A 12,176-nucleotide genomic window follows, 5' to 3' on the forward strand; every position below is an offset into this window, starting at 1 on the left:
CTCGACACCTCGAAGCGTGAAGAACGGCCGTCCTGCTGTCCCGGGAATGAACCAAGATCAGCGGGTCAGGTGAACGGTCGGGGTTAAACGCCAAGGTAAGAAGCTGTTGATGAACCGTGCGGGGCGACTGCGGTTCGAACGCATCCCGAGGATGGGTGATCGCGTCGGTGGTGGCGCATAGAGACAGGGCCCCTTGGTAGCTCGGTAGCTGTCGAAGGCAAACCGAGGTGCAGGAGGCCCTGTTGCCGTTGTTGTACGTGGAACCGGCGGTGGAGTCCAACTCCTCGGCGCGCTCGTGTGACTGTCTCGCGCACCGTTCGGCAATGCCGCCGACCACCCGGTGCGGGTGCGCCGGTATCCGTCGGATCTGACGGACGCCGAGTGGGCGGTGGTGCGCACGGCTCTGCCGGTGCGCCTGACTGGAAGGCCGCGGTGGCCGCCCGGAGGGGTATTGCCACCGGGAGATGCTGGATGCGGTGTTCTATCTGGTCGACAACGGCATCAAGTGGCGGGCGATGCCCGCAGGTTTCCCGGCGTGGGACCAGGTGTATGCCTTCTTCCGCCGTTGGCGCGACGGCGCGTTGGTCACCGAGTTGCACCGCCGGCTGCGCGGCCGGGTCCGCGAACGGGCCGGGCGGAACCGCCGGAGCCGCGGCAGTCCCAGACGCAGCCCTTCGCAGCGATGACCGTGCCGTTCGCCGGGCATTGTCACAGGCGCGGGCTAGTGTGCTGCGGGACACACACGTAGCCCCGACCTGGGAGAAGGCTCGGATGGCCAAGTTGATCTACATGTTCAATGTGTCCCTGGACGGCTACATCGCCGACGCGGACGGCAATTTCGACTGGGCGGTGCCGGACGAGGAGTACTACTCCTTCATCAACGACGTGCTGCGGCCGGTCGGGACCTACCTGTACGGGCGCCGGCTGTACGACATGATGGCTGTCTGGGAGACCGACCCGTCCATCGCGGGCCAGTCGCCCGGGGCGCGGGAGTTCGCGGAGATCTGGCAGGCGGCCGACAAGGTCGTGTACTCCAGGACGCTGGAGTCGGCCTCCACCACCCGGACCCGGATCGGACGGGACTTCGACCCCGAGGCGGTTCGGCGGCTGAAGGCATCTTCCGAACGTGACCTCACCGTCGGCGGGGCCGCCCTCGCCGCCCACGCGATCGCCGCAGGGCTGGTGGACGAGTACCACCTGTTCGTCGGCCCCGCCGTGCTGGGCGGCGGCAAGCCCTTCCTCCCCGACGGGGCCCGGCTCCGCTTCGAGCTCCTGGACGAACGCCGGCTCACCAGCGGTGTGGTCTACCTCCGCTACCACACCCAGCCGTGAGCACCCGGTGCCGCCGGGCCGGGGCAGATCGGATGCGCCGGGGTGCTCAGCCGGTCTGCCCCTGGAGGACCTGGCGGGCGATTCTCAGCTGCCTGTTCCGCAGCGCGGTGCGGTCCTTGAGCACGTCGGGGTGATCGTCGAGCCAGCGCTGCTGCATCACGGCGAGTCTGGCGTAGGCGGTGCGCAGGTATCCGGTGTCCTGCTTGCAGTGGACGTCCGCCTTGGTTGCGGGGTGGGTGCGGATGTCCGCGTCGGGCGGCAAGGCTCTGATCAGGTCGAGGGGGTCTTTGGCCTGGACGCGGTTGGTGAGCATGCACTGCCGCCAGTTCTCGTTCGCCTTGCGGAAGAGGGAGTCGTGCTTGAGCCACTTGAACGCTGTCTGCTCCCCTTCGTTGAGCCGCATCCGCAACTCCGTCCACCGCACCCGGCCGTCGCCCAGCATGTGCTTCTCCGCCTCGGCCTGGCAGCCGCTCGCCGGCATGGTCACCTTGAGCAGCTTGCCCTTGACGGAAATCTCGTTTCCGGGTTTGCCGTAGAGGGCGCGGTTGAAGGCCTCTCCTTGCGGCTGCTCCGGTGGCGCCTGCGTCTGGCTGTCCGCCCCGATCTCTTCGAGGGTCTCGAGACCGAACGGAGTTGGGCGGGACACCGCCGCGTCACCCGCCTTCGCCACGGGAGCGGGCTTGAGGGTGAATCCGCGCTCGGCCATGCAGGCGACGAGGACCTGTTGCTGGGCGGTCGCGATCTGTTCGCCGCTCTGGGTCCAGGCGTAGAGCTGGGTGTAGATCGGCGGACGCAAGCCTTGTTCGGCCAGTGCGGCCGGGGACAGCGGACGATGGGGCCGGGGTTCGGGGTTTTGGGCCCTCGCGTCGGCAAGCGCCCAGATCGTTGCGCCCACAGTGGCGGTCAGGACGCAGGCGGCGATGTGCCGGCGAGTGCCGTGGAAGCTCAGTGCCATGTGAATCCTGTCGAGGTCCGGAACGTGCGGGCCCGGATTGCGCCGGGCCCGCTGTTCACCGAGGTCAGAAGCAGTCGGTCGACGTCCGGCCCGGGAGCGTCAGCCGGCTGGCCCGGTCCCGGAGGCCGGAGGGCAGCGGATCGCCGCTCTGCGTGCCCGCCTGGTCGACGGTGGAGGCGGAGTTGACGTAGTGACCGGGGTTCAGGCAGAACAGGAAGCCCGTTGCGTTGGTGTTGTCCCAGTAGTGGCTCTCGTAGTTCCCGGTGCTTGAATTGCTGGCCGAGTAGACGTTGTTGTTGACCGGGCTGTTGTAACCGGTCCCACTCACGTTGTATTCGTCGAAGGTGTCGTTCGAGAAGTCCGGGTCGGAGTTGAAGAAGGACTGCCGTGCGGAGCTGATGTCGGTGTAGAAGACGCAGTGGTAGCCGGAGGCGCAGTTGGGGCCGGCGGCCGAGGGGGACGCGCCGACCAGTCCGAGCGTGGCGGTCATGGCGGCCACTCCTGCGACTGCCGCGAGCTTTGTACGCATGTGCTGTCCTGCCTTCCCAGTGGTCCGCTGATGGGTGTTCTGATCGCTTCCCGAGCTGAACCCGAGCTTCACGCTGTGTCCTTTCGCGTTCTGTACGACTCCGACGTCATCTCCACGGCGAGGGGTGCCTGTTGGACTGGTCGGCGTCGTTCTGGATGGGCGCACCCGTTCCTTCCTTGATCGGAGGGGCCCAGGAGCCGGTGGGCCCGGTACGGGAAGCGATCGTTGTGAGACGCGGTATAGGACCCGTATAAGTCCTGATGGGGATGCGTGCGACAGGTGATCGGGCGTGGCTTCGGCCGGCTGCGCATCGCGGATCTTTGGGGCATGCGGCCAGGAGGTGCCGGCCCGGGAGGCCGCACCAGGCGGCAGTCCGCTGATCCACGTCAGTGCGGCGTCATGCGTGGGTCGGGCGGGCCGGCGCCGGTCTGCGTCGGAGGGCTGGTGTACCTTCGGGCCGCCAGCGTTGATCCGTGCAGCCTTGGGGGGCGGCCGAATGGAGTTGGGGATTCTGGGGGATCTGGCAGTCCGTCGCGGGGGCTTGCCGGTCGACATCGGATCGCCCAAGGTGCGTCTGCTGCTCGCGGTCCTGCTGAGCAGGCCCGACCGGCCCGTGCCTTCGGAGCTCCTGATGACCGCACTGTGGGGCGAGCGACCGCCGCGCTCGGCGCGTAAGAACCTGCAGCTGTACGTCCATCTACTGCGCAAGGCCCTGGGCCCGGAGCGCATCGAACGGCAGGGCGACGGCTATCGCGTGGTGGCGGGTGATGCGCTGGACGCCACGCGGTTCGAACGGCTGGCCCTGCAGGCGGAGGAGGCCCTGCGACAGGGTGAGACAGCGAGTGCGCAGGAGTTGCACGGTGAGGCGCTGCGGTGCTGGAACGGGCCTGCGTTCGCGGAGTTCCTGGATACCGAAGCCGTCGCGACCCGGGCGGCCCGGCTGGAGGAGCTGCGTCTTGCCGTGCATGAGCGGTGGGCCGATTGCGGTCTGGCCCTCGGCAGGCATGCCGAGGTGGTCGTGGAGCTGACGGAGCTGCTGCCCCGGCATCCCTTTCGGGAGTCGCTCCGCGGCCAGCTCATGACGGCCCTGTATCGCTCGGGCAGGCAGGCCGAGGCGTTCGAGCTCTACCGGCGGACCCATGCGCTGTACGGGACCGAACTGGGCGTCGAGCCCGGCCCGGGTCTGCAGCGCCTGCACCAGGCGATGCTCCGCGGCGATGAGGGCCTCATGCCCTCTCCGGTCCCCGTCGCGGCACTGGTGCCGGTCGGGGCCAACCCCTACCGGGGCCTGCCGGCGTTCACCTCCTCGGATCACGACCGGTTCTTCGGCCGCGACCGGCTGTGCGGGCTGCTGTGGGAGCGCTTGGAACGCTTCCCCGTGGTCGTCGTGTTCGGCGCGTCGGGATCGGGGAAGACCTCGCTGCTGGCGGCGGGCCTACTGGGCCGGATCCGGCGGGATACGACCGCTCGGTGGCAGCCGGTCATGATGACGCCGACCGACCAGCCGGTGAAACAGCTGGCGGCCGCGCTCGCCGAGCACGACCGGCCCGCCGGTCAGGTGCTGCTGGTGGTCGATCAGTTCGAGGAATTGTTCACCGTGTGCTCCGATCCCACGGTACGGGAGGAATTCGTCGCCGGGCTGTTAGCGGCGTCCCAAGCCGGAACGAAGGTCGTGCTCAGTGTCCGTGCGGACTTCTTCGTCCAGATGACCGGGCTGAGCGAGCTGGCGCCGGCGCTGATGAGCGAGGCGCAGCTGCTGGTCGGTCCGCCGTCGGCCGCGGAACTGCGAGAGCTGATCGTCCGGCCGGCGGATCTTGAGGGCTGCTCGGTCGACGCCGATCTGCTGGCCACCGTGGTGGCGGAGGCCTCCGGCGCTGCCGCCGCACTCCCGTTGGTGTCCCACGCGCTGCGGGAGACCTGGCGCAACCGGGCCGGCCGCACCCTGACCCTCGCGGCGTACCAGGCAGGGGGCGGGATGCACGGTGCGATCGCCCAGACCGCCGAGCACGTCTACGCCGAGCTCGAACCCGCCGAGCAGGACCTGGTGCGCCGGCTCATGCAGCGGTTGATCAGCCTGGACGAGGACGGGGTGCGGGACAGTCGGCGGCGGGTCCCGCAAACCGAACTCGACGGGATGGGCCCGGCCGCGGCGGTCGCGGATGTGGTCGACGAGCTGGTGGCGGCGCGCCTGGTGGTCGTGGACGAGGATCGGGTGGAGATCGCCCATGAGGCGCTCATCGTGGCGTGGCCCAGGCTGCGGGCCTGGCTGAGCGAGGACCGCCGGCGCCTGGTCGTACGGCAGCGGCTCACCGCCGCGGCCCGAGTCTGGCAGCAGTCGGGGCGGGACGCCGGAGGGCTCTATCGGGGCTCCGGGCTGGCCGAGGCGCGCCCGCACCGCTCGGAGCTGAACCTTCTGGAGCGTGAGTTCCTCGACGCCAGCGAGGAGCTGGCCGAGTCCGAACTCGCTGCGGCGCGGCGCCGGGTCCGCCGGCTGAGGGTCCTGGCGATGGTGCTGGCGGTGCTGCTGGCGGCGACCGTGACCGGGGGCGGTGCCGCCTGGCAGCAGCGGCAGGTGGCACAGCGCGAGCACCTGACCGTCCTGGCCCATCAGGCCGCGCTCACGTCGCGCTCGCTGGTCGCCACCGACCCGGACGTCGCCCGGTCCCTCGCCCTGGCCGCCTATCGGCTGCATCCCGACGCCGACACCCTGGGCGCGGTGATCAGTACGTCGGCGTCCGCGCAGCCCAGCGTCGTACTCAACACGAACGGGCCCGCGTCGTTCGGCCTGGCCCTGTCCCCTCACGGCTCGTTGGTGGCCGCGGCCACCAGCGACGGCACCGTGGAGTTGTGGGATCCGAAACGACGCACGAGGCTGGCCTCCTTCACCGAGCATGTCGTCAAGCCACTCCCCCAGGGGTTCTTCGCGCTGAGGGTGGCCTTCAACGCCGACGGTACCCGGCTGGCGTCCCTGGCCCGGTTGAACAATCCGAAGCAGCCGACCGGAGGCTCGGTCGTCGTGCGGGAGGTCCGGTCGAGGAAGGTGCTGTTCAAGCAGGTCGTGTCCGGCGACCTCAGCAACGGTCTGGCCTTCAGCGCCGACGGCACGGTCGTGGCCTACGGCACGGGCGAGGGCACACGGGTAGCCACGCTGGGCGGTGGCAAGGCCGTGTTCCTGCCCACCGGTATGCCCGCGGCACTCAGCCTGGCCGGCGACCAGCGCTCGCTCGCCGTCACCCGTACCGATGGGACGGTGGCCGTCTGGGACATCGAAACCGGTCGCCGTCGCTTCGAGCTGAACACCGAAGGCGCCCAGGTGGCCCGGTTCGGCTCCACATCCGATGTCCTGGCCACGGCCTCCGAAGAACACGGCATCAGGTTCTGGCGGCTGACCGGCCGCTCGGCCCGCCAGTTCGCCGACCTCCCGGTGCAGACGGCCTTCCCCTGGATGATCTCCGCTCCGGTCGGTGATCGGATCGCGATCGCCGACGAAGAGGGCATGATCTCGATCTGGGACTACCGGCGCCGCGAGCAGATCGCCCGCCATGCCGACCGCTACCGCTCGGAGACCATGGCTCTGGACCTGGCACCGGACGCGAGCACGGTGGTCTCGGGCGGCCTGGGACGCACCATCGTGGTGCGCCGGACGGCCCTTCCCTTCAGCGGTCACGGCGGCGCCGTGAACGACGTGGACGTCAGCCCCGACGGCCGGCTCGTCGCCTCCGCCGGCGACGACAGGTCCGTACGGATCTGGAATGCCTCCGGTGCTGCCGAACGGCTGCTGGGCGGACACTCCGACCATGTCAAGGCAGTCGCGTTCAACCCGGACGCCACGGTGCTGGCGGCCGTGACGCGCGACCACACCCTGACTCTGTGGAACCCGTCGACCGGGCGGCGCTACACCACCATCGCCTTCACCGGTATAGGCACCGGCACGGACGTCGCCTTCAGCCCGGACGGCAGCACGGTCACCGTGATGTCCCTGGGAGGAACGTTCCGCTGGAGGGTCAGCGACCCGGCACACCCCCGTCCACTGCCGGCGCCGCCCGGCCCGCGCACCTCGACCGCCATGGCCTACCCCGCTCGGGGCGGCCTCCTCGTCGCGAGCACACCGGCCGGCGGCATCGCCGTGTGGAGCACCGCCGACGACCGGCTGGTGAAGGCCTTCCCGGCCACGCAGGGGTCCACGCAGGACATCGCGGCCACTCCGGCGGGCGATCTGATGGCCACCGCCGGCTCGGACCACACGGTGCGCCTGTGGTCGACCCGGACAGGGAGAAGCCGGGGCTCCCTGACCGGCCACACCGCAGCGGTCGGCACGCTCGCCTTCAGCAGGGACGGACGCCTCCTCGCCTCGGCAGGTGAGGATCACACCATCGTCGTCTGGGATGTACGAACCCACCGGCGCATCGCCACCCTCACCGGCCACTCGGCAGACGTGCAGGGCTTGGCGTTCACCCCGGACGGAACCCTGCTGTCCGCGGGAGCCGACCAGCGCATCATCCACTGGCCGCTGACCGCGACCGAAGCCATCCGGCGCATCTGCCGAGCCACCGCCCCACCGCCCACCGCGGCGCAACTCGACCGCCACCTCCCCGGCCAGGACACCGGCGCGCTCTGTCCGCAGCCCTGACCCGGGCACGCCGCCGGCGCGGCGTGCTCCCCTGTAAGCGGTCCGTGCCTGGCACCACCGCCCAGGGCGGCGGGTGACCTTCGGAAATACCCGGACTATACCGACGCAGGGCACGCTCAGCGCACCGGTCGCTCCGCCGCCGGCGAGCTCACGATGAGGGCCGTACATGGCGGCCCCCACCTCGGCCCGCATCGTGACCGCCATGCGGGCGACACACCTCGACCGAACGCGGCCGTCCCGCAGCGCCCAGCCACAGCGGAAGGGCACCTGCCGTCCCATCGCCGCCCGCACACCCCGCCCCAGACACGCATGAACTCGGCATCAAAGAAGGAGACACGTTGATATCCCTCATCCGCACGCTCAGCCCAGGGCTGCTCGGCAGACTGCTCGTGGCTGTTGCCGCCCTCGTCGTCCTGCCCTGGCAGGCTGCGGCGCCGGCCGCCGCGGCGGCCCCGCCCATCGCCTTCCAACTGCCCTTCACCTGCGGCCAGCAGTGGCGGCTCGACACCTGGGCACACGCACCCGCGCTCGACATGGTCCGCGAGCCCAACCAGGTCGGCACCGAAGGAGCACCGGTGCTGGCTCCGGCCTCCGGCACGGTCCGGCAGTCCTTCTACCACTCCAACGCCGGCAACGTGATCCAGATCAACCACGGGCAGCGCTACTTCACCACATACCTGCACCTGCAGAGCCGCGATGTCAGCGTCGGCCAGACGGTGCAGCGCGGCCAGCTGATCGGCCGGGTCGGCAGGACGGGGCCTACCTCGAACAACCACCCGCACCTGCACTTCGAGCTCGCCTACGACGCCGACAACAACGGATCCGCCACCTGGGGCAACTCCACCTCCGAACGGATCCGCCCCTGGTTCAACGGCGTCGAGTACGGCCAGGCCAACGGCCAGACCTGGCGGAACGTCACCAGCAACAACTGCGGCGGCACACCAGCGCCCACCTGCAGCGGCGTCAACCTCGACTTCACTGCGTACCCCCTCATCCAGCAGGGATCCACCGGCAGTCTGGTCAAGGCGGCGCAATGCCGGCTGATCGCCGCCGGACACAATCCGGGAGAACCGGACGGCGACTTCGGGCCCAACACCGAAACGGCGACGAAGGCCTTCCAGTCCGCCCGGGGCCTCACGGCCGACGGTGACATCGGCCCCAGGACCTGGACGGCCCTGCTGTCGTACGGCTCGACACCGGCGCTGCAGAACGGGTCGACCGGCGCGGACGTCAGCCGACTGCAGCGAGCACTGACCGCGGCACTCGGCCGCACCGTGGGCATCGACGGCGACTTCGGCCCCAACACCGAACAAGCCGTGCGCGACTACCAGACCACCCGCAGCCTCGGCGTCGACGGCGACGTCGGCCCGCAGACCTGGGCAGCCTTGCAGGCCGGACGATAACCACCCTCGTGGGCGGGGAAGCACGGCAACTCCGCCCACGACCGGCGTCGGATCGGCCGCGAGGACATCCGGTGCTTCCGAGAATCGAGGCCGGCGTCGCCGTGGTGCTGGAGGGGATCTTGCACGAGGCCATGCCGCAGAACCAAAGCCGAGGCGATCGTGCGGGCGCCGCGTCGCGCGGGGGACGGTGGTCGGGACCTGCCGCGTATCGGAGTAGCAGGCGTGCCTGAGGGCGCCCGCGGCCTCCTGGTCGCCGACGACTCCGTGGCGACCGTCGTCGCCGTCCTCGGCCTGTGGTGGTACGGCTGCGTCCCCGTGGTCATCAGCCCGATGCTCACGGACGACAAAGTCCGCTACATCGCCGAGAACTGCGCCGCCGCGATGGTGCACCTCGACGCAGCCCCCAAGCGGCAACGCGCCCTGGAGAAGCTGTTCGAGACGACAACCCAGTTCGCCGGCGCTGACGTCCGCGCCGCTCTGGCCACGGCCGAGCCCGGCCCCGCACGCCGCCCACAGGAGGCTGGGCCCCCGGCCGCGTGGAGTGCGGGGCGTGAGGCGCTCGTGCAGTACACCAAGCGCCGGAGCTCTGGGGTGGTCGGCTGGAGCTCGTCCAGGGCGCGCACCCATTGGTGGCGATAGTGCTCGGACAAGCTGACCGGGCCCGGCTTCTCCGGCGTGCAGGCGAAGACGAACTGGCGGCTGGTGCGGCCGCGGGCGTTGGTGTAGTCGAAGTGGCCCGCGTAGCGGTCGATGGTGATGGTGAGGCCGGTCTCCTCCATGATCTCGCGCGGGAGGGCGTCGATGATCGACTCGCCTGGCTCGAGCCGGCCGGAGTCTCCCAGGTGCCGCCGAGGTAGTCGTCCGGGTTACGGCGGACGACCAGGAGGCGCTCGTCGTGCACGATCAGGCCGCCGGCGACGCGGTCGAGGATTCCCTCGCGGTGGGCCTGGTCTTCGAGCTCGGCGGCGAGACCGCGCAGGGCGGCGTAGCGGGCGAGCGGGCTCATCGGGCGGTCCCCGAGGTCCTTCGGGTCGATGAACGCGAGCGCGCGACCTTCGGTGAGGGTCAGGGTGTCGGGGTCGCCGTCCCAGGCGCAGCGGAAGGCGTAGGTGAGGTGCCCGTCGTCGGCGGTGTGGGTGAACAGGTGCGAGAGGCTCACGGCGGCTTCGTCGAGGCCGACCTCTTCGTGGACCTCGCGCACGATGGTGGCGCGCGGTCCGGCATCGGCGGCCTCTGGCTTGCCGCCGTTGGGCGACCAGGTGTCCGGCCAGCAGGTTCCCGGGCTGTCGCCGCGCAGATGCATCAGGAGATGCCCGCTCCGGTTGCCGATCAGGGCCAAGGTGCCGTAGCTGTACGGCGGTTGGCGTGGCGTGATGAGCTCCAGGACGCGCTCGATGTCCTGGCGTGTGGTCGGGTGCAGCGGAGTCTGGTCGAAGCCGTCACGCCGGATGAAGGCGAGCTTGCGGCCTTCAGTGAGGATTGGCGTGTCGGGGTCGCCGTCCCAGACGCCGTGGAAGACGTGGCGGGGGTAGCCGTCGGTGTGGGTCGAGAACAGGTGCGTCAACCGGATGTTCCCCAGACCGGTTTCCTCGCGCAGCTCCCGGCACGCGGTGGCGTGCGGGTCGGGGTCGTCGGGTTCGGCGCCGCCGCTCATCGGCGCCCGGGTACCCGGCGCCCAGGTGCCCGGTTTGTCGTCGCGCAGGTGCATCAGCACCCTGGTCGCGTCTCGGTCCGTGAGCACGACGAGGGCGCAGTACGGGTCCTCGTCCGCCGGGCGGTCCTGGCGCGGCAGGCCCAGGCTCGCCAGGACCCGGGCGCGCAGGACGGGGTCGCCGAGTTCCGAGGGCGAGCGCGCCGCGCCGATGTCTTCGGCCTGCACGGTCAGGTCGACCGGTCCACGGGCGCGGAACATGTAGCGGACGTCGTAGTGCACGTCGGCGGGCTCGTTCTTGTCCGGCCGGGCGGCGATCGTGTGGACGTCGATGTGCACGGGCGTGGCGTCGCCGAACACTTCCAGTTCGGTGACTCCGGTCTCTTCGGCGATCTCACGCCGGACCGCCTGCCCGAGCGTGCGGTCCGAGTCCTCCGGGTGTCCGCCGGGCTGGATCCAGCGGCCGGAGGCAAGGTGGTGGATGAGCAGGACGTCGTCGGCGTCGTTGATGACGACGCCCGAGGTGGTGACGTGGCCGTCGAACTCCCGCCTGTCGGTCACGTTGGCTCCGGCGGCGAGACGGTCCAGGAGGGGCTGGAGCAGAGGCTGCTCGTCGGGGCGCCCGCGCAGATAGCCGGTGACGAGGTCCTGGAGGTGCGGGGCGGGAATGGTCATGGCTCTCCTGGTGACCTCGTGCGCGGCCCAGCTCCACAAGGGCGCAGCGGGGGACGGCGCGTTCGAACGTAGCGGCCCATCTGCGGGCGCGGGCACGGAACGCGAGAACAGGCCCCGTCCCGCGTGCCGGCGGCCAGGGCGTGCACCATGCGTTCGTGCTCGGACTGGCCATCGCCGATGATCAGCGAGGTCCGTGCGACGACGGTGTCCGCGTCCAGGAGCCGCACGGCGGTTTCGGCCGCCGCCTTCGCCGCCCCGTACGGCGTTACCGGGTCGGGAGGCACGTCTCGTCGTACTGGTCGTGGCGGCGGCCGGAGAAGACGGCGTCACTCGAGACGTGGACCAGGCGGATGCCGACGCGGAACTCAAGCGCGAGCTGGTGGTCGGAGTAATCGGCTTCCAAGGACGTCCCAGCGGCCTGCTCCGCCTAGCGCGGCTCGCGAAAGTCGCCGCCCTACAGCGGGAGAGCCTGCGTGTACGGGATGTAGCGATCCCCTGGGCGCGGTGCACCACCTGCGCACCGGACGACGAGCTGGAAACCGTGCTCGAAAAGCTTTCACCGGCCAGTGGCATGCCCATTGTCGTCACCGATGGGCAACAACTACTGATCTTTCCGTAAGTTCGGTGGGTGTGCTGGCCTTGCGAGTGGGGAAGGTGACGGGGGTGGAGGGCGTCGGTGTGGCGACTGCTGACCGGCCGACTGGGGTGGAGTCTGCGACGTCCGGAGCGTCGGGCTGTCGAGAGGGACGAGTCCGAGATCGCCCGCTGGATCGCGCACGAGTGGCCGCGCATCAAAAAAGGGGCCGTGAACACACGTGCCTGGATAGTGTTCCTCGACGAATCAGGTGTCTCCCTGCTGCCTCAGATCCGCCGCACCTACGCACCCCGAGGCCGGACCCCGCTGTTGCGCCACCGCACGTGGGACCTGAGCGTCGATTCCACGGTGTGCCGCGCTCATCAGCATGCGGTCGGGGCCCGGAATCAGGGTGACCTGCAGAAAA

At 70.2% G+C, this 12,176-nt stretch carries 8 protein-coding genes and 5 pseudogenes; 8 read left to right on the forward strand and 5 right to left on the reverse strand.

Annotation, left to right across the window (positions count from 1 at the left end):
• Positions 1-464: 464 nt before the first annotated feature.
• Together AB0O67_RS33255 and AB0O67_RS33260 are read left to right on the forward strand one after the other, a co-directional pair.
• Positions 465-686 carry a transposase gene (locus AB0O67_RS33255; protein WP_365458421.1) on the forward strand — a complete coding sequence of 74 codons (222 nt, stop codon included), beginning with the start codon at positions 465-467 and terminating at the stop codon, positions 684-686.
• Positions 687-771: 85 nt separating this feature from the next.
• A complete protein-coding gene (locus tag AB0O67_RS33260) occupies positions 772-1,332 on the forward strand; it encodes a dihydrofolate reductase family protein (protein WP_365458424.1) in 561 nt (186 codons plus the stop codon).
• A 46-nt stretch (positions 1,333-1,378) separates the two neighbouring features.
• On the opposite strand, the gene AB0O67_RS33265 is transcribed toward AB0O67_RS33260, so the two are convergent.
• Together AB0O67_RS33265 and AB0O67_RS33270 are read right to left on the reverse strand one after the other, a co-directional pair.
• Positions 1,379-2,287 carry a hypothetical protein gene (locus tag AB0O67_RS33265; RefSeq protein ID WP_365458427.1) on the reverse strand — a complete coding sequence of 303 codons (909 nt, stop codon included), beginning with the start codon at positions 2,285-2,287 and terminating at the stop codon, positions 1,379-1,381.
• Between the two features lie 64 nt (positions 2,288-2,351).
• Complete coding sequence (locus AB0O67_RS33270; protein ID WP_365458430.1) at positions 2,352-2,777, reverse strand: hypothetical protein; 426 nt, start codon at positions 2,775-2,777, stop codon at positions 2,352-2,354.
• A gap of 580 nt (positions 2,778-3,357) precedes the next feature.
• Here AB0O67_RS33270 and AB0O67_RS33275 point away from each other — a divergent pair.
• The 4 genes and pseudogenes from AB0O67_RS33275 to AB0O67_RS33290 all read left to right on the forward strand — a co-directional run bounded on the left by AB0O67_RS33275 (position 3,358) and on the right by AB0O67_RS33290 (position 9,488).
• Complete coding sequence (locus AB0O67_RS33275) at positions 3,358-7,446, forward strand: BTAD domain-containing putative transcriptional regulator (RefSeq protein ID WP_365458433.1); 4,089 nt, start codon at positions 3,358-3,360, stop codon at positions 7,444-7,446.
• Between the two features lie 533 nt (positions 7,447-7,979).
• Positions 7,980-8,240: pseudogene (locus tag AB0O67_RS33280) on the forward strand (M23 family metallopeptidase); the annotation flags it as partial.
• Between the two features lie 156 nt (positions 8,241-8,396).
• Positions 8,397-8,849 (forward strand): annotated as a pseudogene (locus AB0O67_RS33285) (peptidoglycan-binding protein); the annotation flags it as partial.
• Positions 8,850-9,113: 264 nt separating this feature from the next.
• Positions 9,114-9,488: a hypothetical protein gene (locus tag AB0O67_RS33290; RefSeq protein ID WP_365458439.1), complete on the forward strand. Its 375-nt coding sequence runs from the start codon at positions 9,114-9,116 to the stop codon at positions 9,486-9,488.
• A gap of 26 nt (positions 9,489-9,514) precedes the next feature.
• Here AB0O67_RS33290 and AB0O67_RS33295 read toward each other — a convergent pair.
• The 3 pseudogenes from AB0O67_RS33295 to AB0O67_RS33305 all read right to left on the reverse strand — a co-directional run.
• Positions 9,515-9,628, reverse strand: a pseudogene (locus tag AB0O67_RS33295) (DNA mismatch repair protein MutT); the annotation flags it as partial.
• 242 nt (positions 9,629-9,870) lie between these two features.
• Positions 9,871-11,175: pseudogene (locus AB0O67_RS33300) on the reverse strand (NUDIX domain-containing protein); the annotation flags it as partial.
• Between the two features lie 102 nt (positions 11,176-11,277).
• Positions 11,278-11,536: pseudogene (locus AB0O67_RS33305) on the reverse strand (sugar nucleotide-binding protein); the annotation flags it as partial.
• On the opposite strand from AB0O67_RS33305, the gene AB0O67_RS33310 reads away from it, so the two are divergent.
• Both AB0O67_RS33310 and AB0O67_RS33315 read left to right on the forward strand, forming a co-directional pair.
• On the forward strand, positions 11,513-11,794 hold the full coding sequence (locus AB0O67_RS33310; RefSeq protein WP_365458442.1) for a hypothetical protein: 282 nt from the start codon (positions 11,513-11,515) through the stop codon (positions 11,792-11,794). The pseudogene AB0O67_RS33305 and the gene AB0O67_RS33310 overlap by 24 nt on opposite strands.
• Before the next feature lie 57 nt (positions 11,795-11,851).
• Positions 11,852-12,176, forward strand: a 325-nt coding sequence (locus AB0O67_RS33315) for a winged helix-turn-helix domain-containing protein (RefSeq protein WP_365458436.1), incomplete at its 3' end; no start/stop codon positions are given.

Source organism: Streptomyces sp. NPDC086077, from assembly GCF_040686175.1.
Taxonomy (GTDB): domain Bacteria; phylum Actinomycetota; class Actinomycetes; order Streptomycetales; family Streptomycetaceae; genus Streptomyces.